This is a genomic window from Treponema sp. JC4 (genome assembly GCF_000260795.1).
Taxonomy (GTDB): Bacteria; Spirochaetota; Spirochaetia; order Treponematales; family Treponemataceae; genus Treponema_D.
The window spans coordinates 1-20,894 of sequence record NZ_AJGU01000004.1; the positions used below are offsets into that span (position 1 = coordinate 1).

Annotated in this window: 12 protein-coding genes; 2 read left to right on the forward strand and 10 right to left on the reverse strand. The window is 41.2% G+C overall.

What is annotated here, in order from left to right; genetic code table 11:
* From MSI_RS03260 to MSI_RS13815, 3 genes are all read right to left on the reverse strand, one after another.
* Positions 1–1,023: hypothetical protein (locus MSI_RS03260; RefSeq protein WP_039924139.1), on the reverse strand; the 1,023-nt coding region annotated here is incomplete at its 3' end.
* Entirely contained in the window at positions 1,010–2,149 is a 1,140-nt protein-coding gene (locus tag MSI_RS03265) for a hypothetical protein (RefSeq protein WP_009103686.1), read from the reverse strand. The genes MSI_RS03265 and MSI_RS03260, both read right to left, overlap by 14 nt.
* Positions 2,150–2,164: 15 nt before the next feature.
* Positions 2,165–8,320 carry an Ig-like domain-containing protein gene (locus MSI_RS13815; RefSeq protein ID WP_009103688.1) on the reverse strand — a complete coding sequence of 2,052 codons (6,156 nt, stop codon included), beginning with the start codon at positions 8,318–8,320 and terminating at the stop codon, positions 2,165–2,167.
* Between the two features lie 126 nt (positions 8,321–8,446).
* Between MSI_RS13815 and MSI_RS03275 the strand changes: the two genes are divergently transcribed.
* The gene (locus MSI_RS03275; RefSeq protein ID WP_009103690.1) at positions 8,447–9,214 is read left to right on the forward strand and encodes an NAD-dependent protein deacylase; all 768 of its coding nucleotides are present in this window, start codon (positions 8,447–8,449) and stop codon (positions 9,212–9,214) included.
* Positions 9,215–9,290: 76 nt separating this feature from the next.
* Here the strand turns inward: MSI_RS03275 and MSI_RS03280 are convergent, their stop codons facing one another.
* The 4 genes from MSI_RS03280 to MSI_RS03295 all read right to left on the reverse strand — a co-directional run bounded on the left by MSI_RS03280 (position 9,291) and on the right by MSI_RS03295 (position 14,511).
* Positions 9,291–12,296 (reverse strand): hypothetical protein, encoded by a 3,006-nt coding sequence (locus MSI_RS03280; protein ID WP_039924144.1) that lies wholly within the window; start codon positions 12,294–12,296, stop codon positions 9,291–9,293.
* A 30-nt stretch (positions 12,297–12,326) separates the two neighbouring features.
* Positions 12,327–12,956, reverse strand: coding sequence for a hypothetical protein (locus MSI_RS03285; RefSeq protein WP_009103694.1), 630 nt, complete (start codon positions 12,954–12,956; stop codon positions 12,327–12,329).
* A gap of 7 nt (positions 12,957–12,963) precedes the next feature.
* A complete protein-coding gene (locus tag MSI_RS13820; RefSeq protein ID WP_009103696.1) occupies positions 12,964–14,082 on the reverse strand; it encodes a C40 family peptidase in 1,119 nt (372 codons plus the stop codon).
* Positions 14,083–14,190: 108 nt separating this feature from the next.
* Positions 14,191–14,511 carry an isoamylase early set domain-containing protein gene (locus MSI_RS03295; protein ID WP_009103698.1) on the reverse strand — a complete coding sequence of 107 codons (321 nt, stop codon included), beginning with the start codon at positions 14,509–14,511 and terminating at the stop codon, positions 14,191–14,193.
* Positions 14,512–14,740: 229 nt separating this feature from the next.
* Here MSI_RS03295 and metK point away from each other — a divergent pair, with 229 nt between their 5' ends.
* A complete protein-coding gene (gene metK / locus MSI_RS03300; protein ID WP_009103700.1) occupies positions 14,741–15,940 on the forward strand; it encodes a methionine adenosyltransferase in 1,200 nt (399 codons plus the stop codon).
* Positions 15,941–16,013: 73 nt separating this feature from the next.
* Here metK and MSI_RS13825 read toward each other — a convergent pair whose 3' ends face one another.
* From MSI_RS13825 to MSI_RS13830, 3 genes are read right to left on the reverse strand one after another with little or no spacing between them, the layout of a single operon-like run.
* Positions 16,014–18,041, reverse strand: coding sequence for a SpoIIE family protein phosphatase (locus MSI_RS13825; RefSeq protein ID WP_009103702.1), 2,028 nt, complete (start codon positions 18,039–18,041; stop codon positions 16,014–16,016).
* Between the two features lie 25 nt (positions 18,042–18,066).
* The gene (locus tag MSI_RS03310; protein ID WP_009103704.1) at positions 18,067–19,935 is read right to left on the reverse strand and encodes a DMT family transporter; all 1,869 of its coding nucleotides are present in this window, start codon (positions 19,933–19,935) and stop codon (positions 18,067–18,069) included.
* A 4-nt stretch (positions 19,936–19,939) separates the two neighbouring features.
* Entirely contained in the window at positions 19,940–20,851 is a 912-nt protein-coding gene (locus tag MSI_RS13830; RefSeq protein WP_009103706.1) for a DUF2156 domain-containing protein, read from the reverse strand.
* Positions 20,852–20,894 lie beyond the last annotated feature (43 nt).

The window sequence follows — 20,894 nt, forward strand, 5'->3', positions numbered from 1 at the left end:
GAGCATTGCCATTCCCTGTGGAAGTCCCAGTGCCATAGAAAGCTTGTAAACAAGTTCGCTGACATTTTTAGAGTTGTTTTTACGTCCTGTAGCGGCATCAATTTTTGAACCGATTTCTTCACACTTAACTGCAAGCTGTTTAAGTTCTTCTTCATCTTCTTCGGTGAATTCTACGTCTGGAAGGGCAGCTGCCGGTTCCCAGGTAGAAGCGCCCGCAATTCTCATTGTAGGATTTGAACCGTAAATATCTGTAATGCCGCCAAGCATGATGCGGTTTGTCTGGTTCTGGTTTGCAGCAAGCATCTTGAAGGCCTGAACATACTGGGCCTGCTGAACCTGCTGAGCCTTAAAGCCCTTGCGTACAACAAGAATGATAAGTGTAACAATAATCAAAATCAAAAGGGCAATACCGATGATTGATAAAGTAAGCACTTTTGTAGAACGCTTGGTTTCTTCCGCACTGTCAGAGAAAGCCTTTCCAAGGTTAGAGAAGCCTTTTTCAAAGCTTTCTTTAAATTCAGCCTGGTTTTTGTTGCTTGCTTCAATCTGTTCGCGGATTGCATTTGTCTGCTCAGCGTTTGCCTCTTTCTGGGCTTCAATCATCTGGTCAAACTGCTTCTGCTGACGGGCACGATCCTGAGCCTTTTCGTTTGTAGTTACCTGAGATTCTATCTGGCGTACAAGCTTTTTAATCTTAGCGTTTTCAATATTAGGGTAACGTTCAAGATTTGTCTGTACTTCGATAAAAGCCAGCTCATCATAGTTGTTCAAAAGCCGCTGCAATTTTTCTGCATAAACTGTGCGTGCAAAGTAGAGGACATTTGCCTGTGAAGATTCGTCTTTTGCTACTGCAAGAGCCTGGTTTACATATTTGTAAGCCTCTTCAACGTTCTCCTGTTCGTAAGCAAGTTCAGCTTTATCAAGAAAACGTAAAGATAAATCTGTTGTGGCCGCGAAAGCAGCAAAAACAAAAGTAACAAAAGTGAGAGAAAGAATGATTTTTTTAAGCTTATTTTCCAACATTTTCAGCTCCAATTGCAAGAATGATATTAGCACGATTTTCGATGCTACCGTCTTTTAAGAATAATCTGTCTTTTACCCCAAGATTAAACGAAAGTTTAATTTGATCCAATTTTGTGAACGGCACAGAAAGATTTGCGCCGGCACCAACAGCTGCTTTTATGTCATCATAGAAAAGATGGCCAGGATAGTAATCAAGATTCATTGTAAAGGCTATAGGCCCTAAAGGCAGTCTTTCTAACTGTATTCCCACTGCAGGAGTATAGAAATCATTAACTACTGGATTTGTTTTTACAGAATCCTTTGATTTTCCTGACATAAGCGCTGTAAAACCTGCACGAACAAAGAAGTATTTAAATGCCTTTGTAGGTGCAATTTTTCCCAAAATATCTAAATCCAGGAAGAGAGGAATTTTTGAATCTCCGCTTCCCAAATCAATAAACCTGAAATCAAGACCAAGATCCAGACCAAGATTTACATGGGTGGCATCATGGTCGTAGGTGTAGCTTGCAGCAATACCGTAGTTCATTGCTTTTACATCAGCTTCCTGCTCTGTAAGAAGGGAAACGCTGGCCAAGCCTAAAGTAGCATACCAGCCGGAATCTTTAGCGCCGTTGTCCTTGCCTGAAATATAAACAGAACCGCCGCCTGCGCTCTTAGATGCAACATACTGCTTATCAACACTTGCTCGTTTAGATTCCTTTTCCTTTTCTATGCGGGCAGCTTCCTTCTGACGGATGGCTTCCTGCTGCTCCTCATATTTTTTCTGGTCTTCGTAAGCGTCCTGAATTGAAGAATACATTTCAACGGCACGCTCATTATCAAGGTTGTTTTCAATAACAACTTCGGTTGCAACCAGGGCAAAATCATAATCGTTTGCAACAATCAGACGACGGATTTTCTTTTCCGTGTAATTTTCTATTAAATAGTAGAAACGGTCATTCTGATTTTTCTTAAGGATAGCATTAAGTTCTGCTTCCGACTTATGAGAGAAAACCGTATCAATTTCTTTATAAATTGCACTTACATATTCTTCTACTGCAAATGCACTTGTTCCCGCCGCCAGCAGAAGGCCAGCTGCGATAACAAAAATTTTTATCTTTTTTCTCATATTCCTATTTGTCTTCATAATTAAACTGTCTCCTTAGAAGATATTGGTTCTTATACCGATAGCAAATTGAGGTACAAGACTCTGGATTTCAACTGAACTTGAAACGTCAGTAGGAATAAACCAGAGCGATCCTTCAAAGTAGAAAGCAAAGGAACTGAACATCTTTGCATTCTTTAATTTTACCTTTGGAAGTTCAATCTGTCCAATTAAAGCTGACAAAGTCTGCATTTTTCCACTTTGAGTAAGATCAAACCAGCTGAATTGCGCTCCAATACCTATACTAGAGTACAGCCATTCAAAGTCACGTCCAAGGAAGTAGCTGAACGGAATGGAAACAATATTTGCAATAATCTTAAGGCCGAATACGTTTCCACCGTAGCGGGTTCCTGTAGGTTCAAATCCAAAGAGGTCAGAAACAGAATCGCGCTGTTCCTGAGTGAACTGTCCCCACTGGAACTGAAGTTTTACGTTGTCGTCAAAGAAGGTAAGACCGGCACCGATGTCGAAGAGAGTAGCACCCCAGAAGTGGAAGTCTACGTACAAGCCCTGAATAAAGCTTGGAACTTCGTAGGCTGCCTTGTCGCCCTTACGCAAAGTAAGGGTTACATCAGAAAGTCTTACATTATCGTTTGAAAGTCCGGAAACATCCAAAACCTGATTATAACGTCCGCCGCGCTCAGGTGTAATAAGGCGGATTGTAGGTTTTGTATTATCAATCTGAATGATTGTTCGGGTTACCGCAACTTCGCCGTTTGCCATTACAGCACGGATGAGGAAGAAGTGATAGCCTTCAGGCAAATCTTCATTTTCAATTCGGTATTCCCAGCCCTGCTTTTTAGAAACCTGAGTAAAGGTTTTTCCGTTATCAAAGCTGATTTCTACTTTTACAACGCGTTTTGCCTCAGTTTCTGCCTTCTGTTCAGGAGTAACTTCTTTTGTTTTTGAAAGAAGAACTTCGTCTTCAGAGATAGAATAGCCTGCGCGGCCAAAAATATAAGGGCGGTTTATAGCAAAATCACCGTAAGTAAAGTTGTCGATGGTAACCCAAGGACCAACAGAGCTGTAGGTAATTGTCTGTTCGCGGGAAATAATTTCCTTTCCGCCTTCAAGAACTGTTCCAACCTTATAGGTATGAAGACCGTCGGTAATATTTTCAGGTCCCATATCGAACTTAAAGAAGCCACAGTCTGTAAGCTCTGTCTGTGCAATATTCTGGTTGTCCAGATAGAGGTTCAGATGGTCAATTTTGTATTCACCTTCAGACTGTCCGTAAATTGTAAAGAGACCGTTTTTGTGCTCGCCGTTAAGAGGGTAGAGGATATCTACTGTTGCCGGCTGCTTGTTCTTATCCAGGTGGATATTGCGGCTGACGTTTGTTGCGTTTCCTGCCTTATCCTTTCCTGTTACTTCAATATTATAGAAGCCGTTTTCCAGATCAGAGATATCAAGAGTTTCACCAACTACGCGTTCAATTTTAAGGTTTCTTACAACAGAACGTCCTGATTTATCAAGATTTCTGATTGTAGCATAGAGCTCTGTAATTCCAACGTTATCATAAGTAAAGCCAGAGAAGAAGAGGTTTCCTGTAGTTGTTGAATCGTCGAGCGGAAGTTCAAGAGAGATTTCCGGTGCGGCGTTATCAATGTTGATGATACTTGAGTAAAGTCCCTGAATTCCGTATTTATCTGTAATCTTAAGGAAGACAACCTGAGTTCCGCCGTTGATGGCACGGGTATCTACATCATAATGCCATTTTTCTGTTCCGATAGCATCATTGTAGCTGTTACCGCTGTCCAGAGAAACTTCCACCTTTTCAATTCCGTTTTTATCGCTTGCCCAGCCGCTGATTGTAATTCTTTCGCGGTTATGGGTATCGATTGTAGGAAGCTCAACAGCTCCCTTTGGTTCTTCCAGAGAAATTCTGAAGGTACGGGTAGTTTCCGGTCCTTTTACGCCGTTAATATCAACTGCGTAAACTGTAACTGTATGTTCGTTATCTGTGAGCGAATTAAGAGGAATGTCGATAGCAAAGCTTGTTCCCTGCTCAGGAAGCTGAGTAAAAGGATTGTTATCGATTTTATAGAACATTGTTGTGTCGCCGTCATCATCATATACTACACCCGAAATTGTAAAGTCGCGGGTAATAATCTGCATTTCTTCCGGCACGTGGATTTCTGAAATCGGGAGATCAGATTCCTGATCAATCATAAAATCCCAGAGTTCTATTGTAGAAGTATTTCCTGCATCATCTGTGAAGAGGAATGACATTGCATCATCAATAGGATTTTCTTCTGTTCCTACGTGAATGCCTGTTAATGGAGCAAGTTCAAGCTGGTGTTTTACAGGCTGCTTTCCTTTTACAGGAGGTGCCACGTATTCAGCCTTGTTTAAATGTCCGTTATCTTTAATATCAAAAACAATGAGGGTTTCACCGTTTACGATATCTTCCGGAGTTGGAACAATTACTGTCGCTTCCGGTGGAGTAACATCCTTAAAGCAGGCGGTATGAACATAACTTGTTTTTCCAGCATAGTCAGTTGCGCGGATATCTACACAGATAAGTCCATCAGGATCTTCATTGAGACTTGCGCTTGTGCTGAAGGTTACGCCAGGATTTTTGCTGGCAGGAATAGGGAATTCCTCCCAAGTTTCGCCGCCGTCAAAGGAGTATTCTGCTTTTGCAATGCCGCTAGGATCCGCTGCAGTTCCACTTACCTTTAAAGTGTTTCCAAGCCACTGGGCAAAAACAGGTTCTACCATATTTACCACAGGTGCAGCGTTATCTGCAACAAAGTTTACGCGTGGCGATTCGTAGGCATTACCGAACTGGTCGTGAACGCGCACATAAACGCCTGAGTAATAACCGTCTTTTTCTGCGGTAAGGGTAATCAGGCTTCCGTCTGTGTCAATCTTAAGGCCTTCAGTTTTAGAAAGGAGTTCTACCCGAAGTGGAGCCATAAGGTTTGCGTAGAAGTAATATTTTGAACCGTCAGAAAGAACGTAATTTCCTGTTTCTTCGTCAAAAGCGGTATTTCCTGCCGCATAACCAAAGATTTTTTCAGAATCTTCAATAGATTCTCTCGGGTAATCGCGGACTACGCTTACAGCGCCCTTTACTGTTTTAGAAAGAGAACCGGCTTTTACAGTTGCAGTAAAATTATTTACGCGAACAGGCAGGTTTCCAAGAGGGATTTCTGCAATCCAGAGGTCAGGATTTTCCGGGGCAGGCTTCAAAAGTTTTGCTGAGCCTGTCTGTTTAAGGTCACCGCCATAAACTTCATCACCTGTAATTTCGTAATTTACGCCGCCTACCGCTACGCTTGATTTAATGTAAAGCTGGATTTTTCCGGCATCTTTTGCAGCGTATGGTACAACTACCGGCATACCGCTTAAGTAGTCAATATCATTTACTTTGGCAATATTTACTTCAAGGCTAGGAGCTTTTGCCGCTGTGTATTTTCCAGCAACAGGTGTTTTTGCTCCTTCTGCAAGTACATTCATTGAAAGAGCGTTATTTCCTTCTGCCATTTCGGCGCGAGGGAAAATCTTAAAGGAGTCGCTTTCTTCTGCAAAGTTACCCTGGTAAACACCAACTGCATAAACATCAAAATCATCATGCCAGCTGATTAAAGGAGCCTTAGCAGCAGGCATTTTTCCATTTACAGGTTCAATTGCCGGAATCTTTTCAAAGGCAATAGCATTTGCAGATTTATTTCCACCTGCAGATTCAGCCACAATCTCTATAATGTGAACGCCGTCGGCAAAATCCATTGGATTAATTTCAAAAGAGAAATCTCCGTTCTTTGCAATGTCGATTTTTACTTCTTCTTTTGTTTCTGTATGAAGGGCAGCAATTATTCCACCTTTGAGTTCTGTAATTGTTGAAAGCACTTTGTAATAAGCATTTCCAACTCCAGTTTCGCAGCTAATTTTACCCTTTACGAGAATTGGCTCATAACCTTTCAAACGAAGAATCTTTTCAGGCTCTTCTTCTGGCTGGGAAGTCTCTTCAGCGGCCTCACCTTCAGCAAGGCTTTCTGTCTCAACTTCTTCAACAGGTTTTTCAACAATTATTTCTTCATAAATCGGCTGAGCCTTCAAAAGCTTTGTATTTTCTGTTTCCAGAGCAATTTCCGGCACTACAGTATCAGATTTAAAACGGATAGTTTTAGACTCATAAGTCTTTCCGTTATCTGCTGTAACACGGATTTTTACGTCTGCAGAACCACCCACAGCATCACCTGCCACAAGACGGATCTGATTTCCGTCAAGCTCTGCAGTAGCAAAAGGAGTTGCAGGCACAAGTTCTACCTTAGTTGCATAGGCACCAATAAAATATGCGCTTGCCGGGAATTCCGGATTATTGATAATTGTGCCGTCTTCATCAATACGGCTGTCGTCAAGCACAATAGAAGGCTCGCTTGCCTTTACGGTTGTTGTGTTTGTAACGTAAAGTACTCCGCGGAATTCAGAAACGCGGTCAGCGATATCAGTTGTCTGAATTACCAGCTGCAAAACGCCCTTAGGAAAATCCGGTGTAATTGGCAATGTAATTTTCTGGCTCAAAGCAGGCTTAGAAAAAGTTTCATCAAAAGCTTCCAGGCCTTCTTTTCCCCATCTGATTTCCTTGTGAACCGATTTAATTCCCACAGTAGAATTTGCAGTTACTTCAAAAGTTGAACCGCTTTCCGGGTGAATCTCCATGCCGTTAACAAAATCAGTAATAGTTTTTCCGCCGCTGATATGAGCGTCTGTAAAGTCTGCTTCAAGACCGACAGAATAGAAGTTTACAGTTACCGGATTTCCTTCAATTCCGTTTTCATCAATTCCGGTAACGGTTACATAATGCTTACCGGTTTTAAGTCCTTCTGGAAATTCTGGTGTATAAGAGAAAGCACCTCTTGTTTCCTGAATAAAGGCTTCTTCCTGATTTCCGTCAATCACGATTTTTACAGAAGCAAGGGCATCATCATCCTTTGCAAAACCACGAACAACAAAAGAGTCGCGTCCGCCAAAAGTCTGGTCAGGCGCAGGATTTTTAATTTCAACTACAGGCTTATCATCTTCCTGATTCAAAGGAATATTGCGAACAACATCTGTTGTGTTTCCTGCACGGTCAAGGGCATGAACTGAAAATTTAACAGATTTTTCCTTCATGCCGATTGTGTTCAAATCAAGTTTCCAGTAAGGGTTTCCAGGTGTAAGTTCAAATTCTCCGCTTTCGTTTCCAAAAGTCCAGGTAAGCGAAGTAACTCCGATTTTATCCTTTGCATAGCCCGCAACCGAGAATTTTCCGTTTTTAACTTCGCCCTCTGCAGGACTTACAATCTTTACGTCAGGCTTTGTGTTATCAATAAAATAGAGGAAGGAATAAAGTCCGACGCTGGTTGTTTCATCAGTTGCACGGAACCAGATAACATTAGGTCCGTCATTAAATTTTTTAGTATCAATATCAAAGGCAAATTCGCACTCAGAGCCGTTCTTTTTAAGTTTTTTCAGTTTCAGAAGGTTAAAATGCTCGCCACCGTCCGTAGAAACTTCAAGCTTTTTAATTCCGTTTCCGTCGGTTACAAGACCTTTAAAATTCACTTTTCCGGAAACAAGCATACCCATTTCTTTGTCATAAAGGCTCGTTACAGGAAGTTTTCGGTCAAGTTTCCAGGTTACAACCGTCGGATTTCCTTCTACCTGAAGGGCATTTATATCATAGCCGATTACCTTGATTGTGTGGTCGCCTTCTTCAAGCTGAGTTGTATCCAGGTAGTATGACCAGAATTCCTTACCCTGAGCGTCTACTCGGAGTTCAGATTCTTTTCCTTCATCAAGAATGAGCTTAACTTTTGCAACGCCATCATCATCAACACAGGTACCTACAATGTTCAGGTTACCTATAACGCGCATGCCTGAATATGGGTTGGTAATAGTACAAACCGGGAGGTCAGATTTTGGGTCAAGCCAGATATTGTGCGGGCCTTCTACAGTCGTGTTTCCACCCAAATCCTTTGCGGTAATCATAATGTTGTACTTACCAGTTTTTCGTTTATCCAGATCAAAGCTATCCTGCCAGCTGTTCAAATTCTGCGCAGTTATGTTTTCTACCTTTGGAGCAGTAAACTGCGCAAAGACCGGAAGAGCGGTCAAGGCTGCAAGAGAGAAAGTGATAAACAATCTTTTACATTTTTTAATCATTATCAACAACCTCTATAAAAAAAATACATAAAGAGAGTTATTTACTTATCGGCAGAATTGGTCTAATTTATAAGTAGAAAACTTGAGAGCAAATATATAATTCGCCACTATAAGAAGGAAGGTCTTATGCTAAGTAAAAAAAACAAACTTTTAGATAATATTTCTAGTTTACAGGAGATAATTGACAAAAGCAAAAACATTGTGTTTTTTGGCGGAGCCGGTGTTTCTACAGAATCTGGAATCCCGGATTTTCGTAGCGTAGACGGCCTTTACAATATGAAATGGGCTTATCCGCCGGAACAGATTATCAGCAGAACCTTCTTTTACGAAAATACAAAGGAATTCTACCGCTTCTATCGCGAAAAGCTTTTGATTAAGGGCGTTGAACCTAATGCTGCCCACTACAAGCTTGCGGAACTGGAAAAAGCCGGCAAACTTAAAGCCGTAGTTACGCAGAATATTGACGGGCTGCACCAGAAGGCAGGAAGTAAAACCGTTTACGAGCTTCACGGAAGCGTTTTGCGTAATTACTGCGAATACTGCCACGCTTTTTATGACGAAAAAATTATTGAAGAAAGCGCAAATGCCCCTGACAAGCTGCCTCACTGTACAAAGGAAGGCTGCGGAGGGCTTATTAAGCCGGACGTTGTTCTTTACGAAGAGGGCCTTGATAACGACACAATCAATAACTCAATTATGGCAATTAAAAATGCCGACACCCTGATAATTGGCGGAACTTCGCTTACGGTTTACCCTGCTGCCGGCCTTGTTGACTACTTCCACGGCGAAAACCTTGTTTTAATAAATAAAACTGCCACCATGCAGGATAGCCGTGCAAGTCTGGTTGTCCGCGGTAAGATAGGTGAGGTTCTGGGACAGATTAAGGTGAATTAAGGAGGGCGGAGCCCCGCCCTACGCTCGCACGTCGTTGCTCGCTACCCCACCCAGCGGGGAGACCCCGCAACGCCCCCTAATAGTTCATACTAAAGCCTAATGCTCCGTAGCCGTAACTTTTGTTTTCTTTTACGGCTAGGCCTGCTTCAAAATATGTTTCTGTCTTAAAGCGGTAATTAGCCGTAACTCCGTAGTTTGGTGTAATCCCTGCTGCTAGTTTCAGACCGAAAAAGTGCTCAAAAGGAACTTGACCTCCCAGGTCTTTTAGATAATCTCCCAAGTCCAGAATACGCCAGTTATCATCATCATGTAGCTCTGTATAACTGAAGCCCAGTTTGTAATGGAAAATTACACGGGCATCATTAAAGAAAAGAATACCGGCTCCTTTCTGAATGTCTGCGCCAAAAAGAATACTTTCAAAATCAAGGGTTGCGGCATTAAATTCCGGGAAGTCTGCAGGCTTCAGGCTGCCAAGAATTGAAAAATCTGCTTTTTTTGCCTGGGCAAAAAGGTAAAGGCTGACTGTTGACGGAAGATTATAAGTCAGGTTCAAAGTATCCCGAAGTGGAAGCAGGCGGGGAAGGGTAATTGAAGATCTGAAGCCCAGATCATTGTAAAATTCGTATTTGTCTAAATCATAGCGGTTGTTGGCATTGTAACGGGTAGAGAAAACAGCTGCCGCAGAAAAGCCGGCATTCGAATATTTTCCGTCACCGCACTGGTGAATATTGCTGTAGCCTGCGCTAAAGGCTTCCTGAGCATAAAAATATTTTTTATTGCTGTCTGAATAGGCCCAGCCAAGACCCAGTTTATCATATTTTAATTTTGCCTGAGCCTTTGTCAGGTTGGAACGGCCGTAGTGAAGCAGCAGGGTATCGCTGAAAATCAGTTTTGAAATGCGTCCGAATGGAATTGTAGAAGTTATTGTTCCACTTCCGCGTGACTGTTTCCATCCCGCCTTATCGAATTCAGAAAAACCAAGAAGCGCATACTTAAAAAGATTTGTAAAGGTTCCGCTCTGGTATTCCACCTGAATACCAGCCGAATTTGTTATAGGTCCGAAACCAAGTTCAATTATAAAAATGCCGGAAGTCCAGGGGCTTACATTCAGATAGGATGCAGAAACCGGCATCAGATAAGAAGTTTTCTGACCGTAATTATATGAGTTTGAAGTAAGTGAACTCAGCGGATAAAGAGAACCTCGCAAATAGTTCATGCGGTTGTAAGGCTTAGTTTTTAATTCCCCTTCCACCGGCGGATTTACCTGCCCAAGAGAAAGGTCTGGCTTTCTTATTTTGTAAGCCTTGTTTTCAGAAAGCCCTTGGGAAAGCTCCTGGTCATTTTTAACAAAAAGCCTGTTCTGGCGGTAAAACTTTCCAAGGTAAATAAGTTTTCCCTCTTCAGAAACCGGATTAAAAATACCGCCCGAAAAATCTGCCTTTTCAAAAGTGAAAGCTTTACTCTGTAAATCAAAACCTGCAAGGCGGGGCATAGTGTCCGGCTCTGTGTAGCTGAATAAAAATCGGTTTGAAGCTTCATCATAAGAAAGATAGCGGGCTGCAGTATTATTACCTGGCAGGGCATTTTCAAAAATAAGCCCTCCTTCAATCGTATAGCCGCATATAGAATAATTCAGCCCTGATTTTTTGATTGCGGCAAAGGCTGCTGCTCCGTCAGTATGCATTTCTGGCAGCCAGGTTATACTTTGAAAAAGACTGCCTTTAGGAAGTTTAAAAGAAGAGAATTGTGTAAAGGTCTGCAAAGCTCCCTTTGCGTTCAAGTCCAGTTTAAAAGTTTCAATTTTTATAATCGGCGACTGGTAAATCTGACAGACAAGATAATATTCCCCGCCCTTTTCCAGAATTACAGCATCGTGAATATTTGTAAGCTTTGGCAAAGCCTTAAAACTTCCGTTTTTCCTGTCGTAAACCTGAATTTTTGATTTATGGGCGGCTGCCCTCTGGCTCATAAGCTGAACTGCAATAAAGCGTCCGTCTTTGGAAATATCAGCTTTTTCCATCTGCTGCAGGGTAAAAAGTTTTTTTGGAGAGATTTCTTTTCCTTCAGAAAGCTGGCCCTTATCAACAAAATAAAGGGAAGAGTTTTTTGAATTTATATAAATTAAGCCCTGGTCACATTTTTTCAGGTTTTCGTAAAGGGCGCCCGAAGAGTTTGCCACCGAATAATCATCTGAATCTGGGGTAAAAAAGTCCCTTGCAAAGCCTGATTGTACAGGATTTTTTTCAGTTCCCTCAACCTGTACAGCAAGGTCACCTTCGAATTCCTTCCATGCCGAACGAAGTGTCTGCCCGAAAGCTTTTTTGAAGGCACCGCTTACTGAAATTGACTTTAAGTTACAGAGTCTGTACCAGAAGTCAGCATATTTTTCCAGACCGTATTTATCCTGACCCCACTGGTAAAAAGCTCCGTTAAATTCGTAAAAGCTTCCCAGCGGATATTTGTCTGAAGCGCCCTGAACATCGCTGTAATAAGGGAATTCTCCTTCAATTTTTGCCTGTTTAATTGCGTGTTTTGCAAATTCACTGTTTAATCGGCCTTGACCGGTGATGCTTTCACTTGCAACGGCGGCGCCTTCTGCCATTCCCCTCGGAACAGTAATTGAACCCGGATAAAACTCATCACCAAAGAAAAGGCCAAGTCCTTTCCAGAAGGGATTCTTCATATTGTAGGTAATTGAATGAGTAATTTCGTGCCAGAAGGTTCCAAGAATTGTATCTTGAAGTACCTGAAGATTTTCCGTAGGCAGGGTGTCGTAAATTACAATGTGATTATAGGGATAGGATGTCCAGTTTGCATTGAACTGTTCGACTTTCTGGGTAATTACAAGGGGCATGCGGCACTGAGGCTTTATTCCATATTGACTGGCTGCCTCTTCGTAAATGCGGTCTGCATTGGCAATCAGAATTCTGGCAGTCTGCTCGTTTTCTTCTGCATAAATCAGGTCAAACCAGGTGGTTTTATAAACTAAAATCTTTTTACAACCGCTTACAGCCCCGTCAAAAGCAAAAAGATTTATAGAAAAAAGTGCTGTAAAAATAAAAATCAGAAGTTTTTTCATCATCGACTCCTGTGTTCTATATCAAAATCAAAGTTAAAGAGAGAATTCAATTGCTTCCTTAATGGTAAAAAGACTGGCAAATGACAAAGTTTTTTGAGCGGTATTTTGTTTTTTATTTTTTAAATTAATTTTTAAAGAACTTCGGCTTATTTCATCCGCAAAATTCTGGCCGTAGAAGGAAGCGATTAATTCCAGATAGCCATTTTCATCTAAAGAGGCGGTTTCTTCATCATCAGCAAGGGCAGGAATTAAAAAAAGATCAAAAACAGCCGCAAGTTTTTCCCCGGAGCCATTGTATAAATCGCGGAAGTTTAGGGGAGTCAATCTGAAGGTAATAAGGTCATTCTGCCTGCTTACAATGGGATTATCAGGCGGAAGTAGAGCTTTTATGATTATGTCGCCTTCCTTTTTTCTGTAAACCGAAACCGAATTAAAGCCTTCTTCTAAAAGGCCTTCCCTAAGCTCTTCCAGATTAAGCTGATTAAAATCAGTTCCTACGCTTTCAAGTAATTTTTGAATAGGACCGTTCTGCTCAAAAGAGCAGTCCAGTTCAAAAGAAATTGAATTGTCCTCAAGAAGGGCAAAGGATGCTGTATTCTTGCAGGCAGCAAGGCTTAAGGTGAGGAGGAGAAGAGCAAAAATTACAGGCAGCTTTTTCATCATAATTTTATTATCTAACAAAAGTACTTAAAGGCAGGCTCACGCGGATTCCTGTAAACATAACAAGACCTGCAGAAGCAGATTCAAGGAAGTTGAGGGCAGCGTTATCAGTGTTATTGAAAACAGAATAGCTTATGTCCTGTACAAACTGAACTTTTGCATCCTTGATAGAAAAACTAGGAGTTGAAAAAACAACGCCGATTGTTCCCGGAAATACTGAAGCAGAAATTGATTTATCAGTTGTAACCAGGTGAGCATTGCTGAAGGAAATTACAGGACCTGCATAAAGGCGAACGTATTCACTCATTGTAGCTGTAAACAAAATCGGAATCTGAAAAACATCCTGACTGAAGTTGATTCTTGCTCCCAGTGCGATACCAGGTTCTAAGAACCATTTTTTATAGCGGGCATTTACCTGAATATCAACTGCACGGAAGCGGAACATAAAGGAATTTGGCGAAATTAAAGACCAGCCGATATTTGTGCAGGCATCGAAAATGACGTTGCTTGTTATGCTGTTTCCGCTGCGGGAAGCGTGAACCTGGCGGGGATGCTTTTCCTTTGCTTTTGCATCCTGGGCAATTGCTTCTTCTACCTGTTCTTCACTTCCTGTTCCAGACTTTAAGAACTGACCGGTAGCAACGTACTTTCCCTTCCAGTAAGTTTGATTTAATGAAGAAATGATAACGCCGGTGTTTTCTCCGTCGCTGATGGCAGAAATAAACTGACCGTTTCCTATGTAAATTCCTACGTGCGAAATGTTTCCTGTGCTGTTTGTTTTAAAGAAAACAAGGTCTCCAATTTCGCGGCTCTTGTCCGGCACGATGCGGCAGTAGCTGTAAATGGCCTTTGCAGTTCTTGGCAGCTGAATGCCGACAGATTCGCGGGCAACATAATAAATCAAGCCTGAGCAGTCAAAGCTGTCAGGTCCAACGGCACCTAAAACATAAGGGCAGCCTACATATTTTTTAGATTCGGCAACAAAGGTTTCTCGTGCTACCTGTGCCTGGGCAGGTGTAATATCTTCTGCACAAAGTTTCAGACTGCAAACGCTGAAAATAAGGAGAAGCAGGAACAAAATCCGCTTTCCAAAAGTATCTGATATATGATTAAAACTGGTTTTCTGCATATCTATATTTTCGATGATTTATAAGAATTCATTAGCGCTTTAGAAATAAAAAAAGGGCTGCCCTTTTTGGGACAGCCTGCTTCCTTTATGTTTACTCTGCCGTTCGGCTTAGAAATCTTTTTTAGTAACAACCACAGAGTTATCTGCATTTGAATAAGGTGCCGGAATGTATTTGTCTGCCTTCCAGTCATTTTCCCATCGTGTTCCATCAAGAAGGTAACGGAACTGATATTCACGGTCAGCATCAAGTTCAAGTTTTGCAGTAAATGAACCGTCTTTTGCCTTCTTCATTGGAGTATCTGTGCTGCTCCAGCTGTTGAAGTCACCAACTACATTAGCTTTTGAAACATCTTTAGCTGCTTCTGGTGAAACAGAAAAAGTTACAGTACATTTTTTACCGTCTTTTGAAAAACTCTTCTTCAATGCCATTTGAAGTCTCCAAGTGGGTTGTTATTTATATAGTGTTTTGGCGTATTTTAACATTTTGTTTTGTTTTTGTATATATAGATATACGAATTTATTTGATTATTATAGATAAAAACGTTAATATTATGTTATTACATCAGTGTAAAACACTTCTATCCGCCGATTTATCCAAATTGCAGGGCGGACATCACCTCGTATGAGAGTGAAAATCTTGCTAAATAGGAGACTTAATATGTCTATCTTATCTAACAATCACTATTTATTTACTTCTGAATCAGTTGGCGAAGGCCACCCGGATAAACTTTGTGATCAGGTTTCTGATGCAGTTTTGGATTACTGCCTTAGTCTTGATCCTGATGCTCACGTTGCATGCGAAACTTTCTCTTCTACAGACTTTCTGCTGGTTGGTGGTGAAATCGGATTTTCTAAAGATGTTGATTTGAAGGAATTCAATCACAATGTAGAAAAAATTGCCCGCGGCGTTGCTCTGGATATCGGATATAATTCGCCTGATGTTGGTCTTGACGGTGCAAACTGTCTTTTTATGAACAGACTCCATGCTCAGTCAGCTGATATTAATCAGGGTGTTGTAGGAAAGGGTCTTGATGAATACGAAGGACAGCAGGGTGCCGGTGACCAGGGAATGATGTTCGGCTTTGCCTGCAACGAAACTCCAGCTTTGATGCCGGCTCCGGTTTACTATTCACACCAGATTCTGCTCCGCGCTCACGAGCTTCGCCATTCAGGTAAAATTGCCTGGCTGCGCCCTGATGCAAAATCTCAGGTTACAATTGAATATGACGGAAACAAGCCGGTTCGCATTGATACTGTTGTAGTTTCTCATCAGCATAATCCTGATGTTGATTACGACACAATCAAAAAGACAATCATCGAAGAGGTGATTAAGCCTGTTCTCCAGCCTACAGGACTTCTGGATGATAAGGTAAAATATTTTATTAACCCTACAGGAAAGTTTGTAATCGGTGGCCCTGACGGAGACTCAGGACTTACAGGTCGTAAAATCATCGTTGATACTTACGGCGGAATGGGACGTCATGGTGGCGGAGCATTCTCTGGAAAAGACCCTTCAAAGGTAGACCGTTCAGCTGCCTACATGGCACGTTACATTGCAAAAAACATTGTAGCCGCAGACCTTGCAGACCGCGCAGAAGTAGAACTTGCCTACGCAATCGGAGTTCCTTTCCCTGTTTCAATCATGGTTCAGACTTTCGGAACAGAAAAAGTAGCCCGCGAAAAAATTGAAGCTGCCGTAAAAGAAGTTTTTGACTGTACTCCGGCCGGAATCATCAAGACTTTGAACCTCAAGCAGCCGATTTACCGCAAGACTGCTTCTTACGGTCATTTTGGCCGCGAAGGCTTCCCTTGGGAAAAAACAGACAAGGTTGAGGCTTTGAAAAAGGCTGTAAAATAAGACGCTTAGCCTGAAAAAGAAAGGGCTGTCCGGTTTTATCTCGGGCAGCCCTTTCTTTTTCAGCTGTTTCTTTTTATTCCTTAAGAATTAACTGAAGCATTGTGATGTCATCAAACTGTTCTGCATCACCAACAAATTCATCGATTGATTTTCGCAGTGCTTTACAGGTTTCCGGGGCTGTCATTTTTTCTGTTCCCTTCATTGCTGCAAGCAAGCGGTCATCGCCGAAGAGTTTTTCGTTTGCATCAGTTGCCTCTGTAACACCGTCTGTGTAAACAAGCAGGCGGTCTCCTTTTTCCAGAGTGATAGTATGTTCTGTGAAAGGAAGTCCATCCATGCCGCCAAGTACGAAATTTGGTTTTGTCTTTACAAAATCGAATTCCCCATTGTGATAAAGAACAGGGAATGGATGTCCGGCATTTACAAATCGCATTTCGCCTGTGCTCAAAGTTATAATTCCAAGCCAGCAGGTTACAAAGAGACCTGTTTCATTTCCTTTGCAAAGTTCATTGTTGGTAGTCTGGAAAATTTCAGAAGGAGAAAGACGCTGAATGCTGTGAGTTTCAAGCAGAGTTTTTGCAATTACCATAAAGAGGGCTGCAGGAACACCTTTTCCCGAAACGTCGCCTACAACAATCATAAGATGGTCATCATCAAGAAGCAGGTAGTCATACAGGTCGCCGCCAACCTCTTTTGCAGGGTCCATGGTACCAAAAAGGTCGAATTCTTTGTGATCAGGGAAGGCAGGATAAATCTGTGGAAGCATATCTGCCTGGATTTTTGTTGCAACGTTCAGCTCGGCACCAATTCTTTCCTTTTCTGCCGTAACCGCAGTTAAATCAGAAATATATTTCTGAAGCGAAACAGACATTGCATTTACGCAGGAAGCAAGGTCACCGATTTCATCATTTTCAAAGGCTCTGGCACGACGTTCAAAATTACCTTTACTGATAATTTTTACGTCTTCAACAAGTGATTCAAGAGGGTGTGTAAGAGTCTGGGCAAAATCCTGAACAATTCCCGTAACAATTGCAATAATTAAAATCATAAGGATTGCAAAAATAATAATTGCAATTCTGATATGACGGGCCATATCTGCTACAGGCTCAAGAACAGTTTTCTGCGGTATGCAGATGCAGAATTCCCAGTCTGTGGTCTCTAAAGGAGAATAGGCGTAATAAACATCATGAGAAGTAAGCTCAACGTTGTTTTCTTTATTAAGCATTTTTTCACGGATGGGGTCATCAAGATTTTCATCATCAAAAATTGATGCAATTACCGGGGCAGGAGAAATTGCATTTCCTTTTGTATCAATTAAGAAAGCGTATGCACCTTCAATGTCAGAAACATTAACTGTTGCGTTATACAAATCGGAAATAAGAACGTCCATGCAGACAACGCCCTTGAAATTCTTTTCGGCGTCATAGAAAGGAGAAGCGCAGCTTATCATAAGGCCGTGTTCAAAAGAGTCTGAATAAACATCGGTAAAGCAGGTTTTTCCAGTATTTTTTGCAAGAAGATACCAGGGAGAATTAAAATAGTCGTAGTAAACTTCTGAAATTCCGTCGTTAGCCTTATCATTATCAGAGTTAGGGTCGTAAGAAACCATAAAACCGTTTTCTGTGGCAATGTAAATACTTAAAATTTTATCATTATAAGTATGAATAATCGGCTTAAAAATATGCTCGACATTACCAAGCAGGCTGAGTTCTCTTTTTACATCAGCGTACTTATTTTTTTCTGTTGCAAAGGTTCTCTGCAAAACCCAGGTGCCGCCGTTTTTTGCATCAGGAGGAAGAACTTCCTTTTCCTTAAACTGTGAGGGGTTTTTGTAAATGTCGTTAATGTAATCGGCAAACTGGGAAGTACAGTTCAGAAAGTTTCTGAGTTCCGAATCTGCAAGCTTGGCCTTACCTTCAGAAAAAGCATGAAGTTTCTGCACAGTCTGATTGAGCAGGGCGACCTTGCTTTTTTTCTGAATGCGAAGCATGCTGAATACACCAATCAGGCTGGTCAGTAAAAGAGAAATCATGGTGATTGCAAGAACCATTGAGTTTACCTTTTGGCGGATTGTCTTTCGTTTTTTTTCGCTTATATCCATTTCTTAGCTCCTTGAGTATGAAATTCTATATTACGATATGAATACGGGTTTCATTTCTTTTTCTGCTTGTAAGGACACTTGCCCTTAAAGCCCTGTGACGCAGAATTTTAAGACCTGTCATGGAAAGGGCATCATCACTTACCTTCATATGAAAGGGATTATATGGTTTTCCTTTATATGAAATTCGTACTGAAATTGCATTTCCAAAAACTATGCTGATATTTATTGTGGTTTCGGGTAATTCATTAAGGATTCTGATACAAATCTCTTCTATACAACTCTGAACTTCAAACATGCGCTTAATGCCTATATTCTTTATGGAAGCGCCTTCTTCTATCTGTTCGTTAAAGACTGCGAGTGTATGAGAATCTGAAGTAATACTGCCTTTTACATCCGGATTAAACTGATATTTGGAAGGAATTGCTGTCTGTACATGAAGAAGGCTTCCAAAAAGAATAATCAGAGGAAGGGCAACAAAAAGTCCCATTGTTGTGAAGGAAATAAAGACTGGTAAAAAATCAGATTCAGAAGAAAAAATTGAAATCAGATATGATGATATTATTGAAAGGCTGAAAAGAGATAAAATGAAAATGCCAAAATGGCGTTTTTTGTTAAAGCCTATATAATGAGTTTTTACTGTACTGTGCCAGATGAGCCAGAGTCCTACTCCAATAAAAAGATTACAGAAACATTCCGCAAGAACAATATTTGAAGGAGTGTTCATAATAAGGGAAGAAAAAAGACAGCCAAGGCAGCAGCCTGCAGCTCCCCAGATTCCCCATAACAAGCCTGATGTTACTGGTAAAAAGTTTTTAAGGCCGATAAGACTTGTGTATTGCAGGAAATTCATCTTCTGAACGATTAAGTCCAGACCGGTATATATTACCGCTATGGAAATTACAATCGGCCACCATTTTTTTGACTCGGAAGCAAGGTACTTTATAAGCTCCGTTATTGATTTTTTTTCAGATTTCGTCTGAGTCAGTTTTTTAAAGCCCTTGATTATTGCAGTGTAAACAGAGTTGTCTGCAAGAAGAACACCTGCAACCATAATTCCGGCTCCAATTGCCTTCATCGGAGTTATGATTTCCTTTTCAGTTCCAAAAATAAAGGCAAGCACCGGCGACATGAGCATTGTCATTATGATTTCTGTAGAGAAAATCAAAGATGATGAAAGAGGCGAAACATAGCGCATGGCATAGAGCTGAACAATGCTGTATAAACCGCGGATAAAAAGACTGACGTATAAAACGCAGATCCAGAAGGAAGGTTCAATTGAAAGCGCAAAGGATTTACCGAAGAAGAGAACTTCGACAATCCAGCAGGCAGCAGAAATTATAAGCGAAAAGAAAAGCTGGCCCATAGCGATGATTGAAGGGTTAGAGCTTGTTGAATAGCGGGAAATTGTAAGGATTGTAATGGCAATTACAATATCCGCAAGTACAAGATACAAAACTCCTTCGCTCAAAAGGGCAGAAGCTTCGCAGTTCATCATAAAAAAGAGGCCTGTAAGAACAATTGCAATGCCCGGGAAGCTTTTTAAATCAGGTTTTTCGCGGAAAAGCAGCAGTGCCAGAGGCGGAATGAATACGAAATAGGCAGAAAGCAGGCAGGAGGTTACTGTTGCTCCAGTCTTTCCGGCGCCAAGAATTAAAAATACATTAAAGGCAACCTGTTCCAGAGAAAGTATAAAGGACTGAAAAATCTGTTTTTTATCAAGACGGAAAAGTTCACCAAAAAAGAAGAGGAGAACGATTATAAAACCCGCTCCGTTGGTAATGGTTAAATATCCGAACTGAGAAACAGAAGATGGTACTCCGCCAAGAAATGCATATTGAATTGAGGCAAAAAAAGTGATGATACATAAGGAAATTACAGCTTCAAACTTATTCAATTTATTAGTCCTTCTCTTTTACAAGATATTTTTTAAGAAAATATTCGGGCCTGTAGGATAATTTCATTTTACGAAGTCCTTCATGTCCCAAATCTTCTTCCCAATTAAGCCATTTAATTGAGGCCGGGCAGCGTTTTGCAACCGTATTATTCAGCATTTTATAGATGTACTTATAGGAACGGTTTGCTTTTTCTACAAAACCATCATAAGTATTCTGATTTAATGCCGTTCCATATTCAAAAGCGGCAATCTTACCGTCTATTAAAATCACAAGTCCCTTAAAACCCAGTTCATAAAAATGTTTCAGGGCATTGTCCAAAGCTTTTTCTTCCGCACGAAGCTGAGCGTTGGTTTCTTCGGTATAAAAATCGTCGTACCACTTGCGTGAAAAGCTTTTTACCTCATCAAAATATGAAGGCGTAAGTTCTTCTATTGAGTAGCGGCCTTCAAACTCTTTTTGAAAACGATGCACTTCCCACCGTTTGCTTTCATATTCCTTACCCTTAAGCTCGGCAAGATTTTCGCGGTTGAAAATGTATTCCGCATTATCGCGTTTTTCTTCTATATAAAAGTGTCCCGGATAATTTTCTTCAAGAAAGTTCTTTGCTTTTTCGGTGACTGTTTCAAAAAGCAGTTTCTTTCCCTTCTGGTGAGCCTCAGAAAGAAGTGTATCTATGGCGATACGACCGTCAGCGAGATTTCCCAGAGGAAAAAGATAAGTCTCTTCATTCGGGGTGCAGCGGTTTTGGCGCAGAATGTAGAGAAAATTATTCGCTATTGCATAAAGGTTTCCGTATTTTTCCTGAAGACAATAAGCGGCTGCAAAGGAATGCTGACAGGAGCCTTCCCCATACTGAACGAAAAAAGGATCAAGAAATGCTTTTGTTTCAAGAAGAAGCGGCTTAAACTCTAACATCAGGCAGGGAACCTCTAAAAAGCAGGAATTATTCCTTATAAAA

Coding starts and splice junctions, on each gene's coding strand:
- MSI_RS13830 (WP_009103706.1), bottom strand. CDS start 20,851: ATGTTAGAGTTTAAGCCGCTTCTTCTTGAAACAAAAGCATTTCTTGAT.
- MSI_RS03285 (WP_009103694.1), bottom strand. CDS start 12,956: ATGATGAAAAAGCTGCCTGTAATTTTTGCTCTTCTCCTCCTCACCTTA.
- MSI_RS13815 (WP_009103688.1), bottom strand. CDS start 8,320: ATGATTAAAAAATGTAAAAGATTGTTTATCACTTTCTCTCTTGCAGCC.
- MSI_RS13820 (WP_009103696.1), bottom strand. CDS start 14,082: ATGCAGAAAACCAGTTTTAATCATATATCAGATACTTTTGGAAAGCGG.
- MSI_RS03280 (WP_039924144.1), bottom strand. CDS start 12,296: ATGATGAAAAAACTTCTGATTTTTATTTTTACAGCACTTTTTTCTATA.
- MSI_RS03275 (WP_009103690.1), top strand. CDS start 8,447: ATGCTAAGTAAAAAAAACAAACTTTTAGATAATATTTCTAGTTTACAG.
- MSI_RS13825 (WP_009103702.1), bottom strand. CDS start 18,041: ATGGATATAAGCGAAAAAAAACGAAAGACAATCCGCCAAAAGGTAAAC.
- MSI_RS03265 (WP_009103686.1), bottom strand. CDS start 2,149: ATGAAGACAAATAGGAATATGAGAAAAAAGATAAAAATTTTTGTTATC.
- metK (WP_009103700.1), top strand. CDS start 14,741: ATGTCTATCTTATCTAACAATCACTATTTATTTACTTCTGAATCAGTT.
- MSI_RS03295 (WP_009103698.1), bottom strand. CDS start 14,511: ATGGCATTGAAGAAGAGTTTTTCAAAAGACGGTAAAAAATGTACTGTA.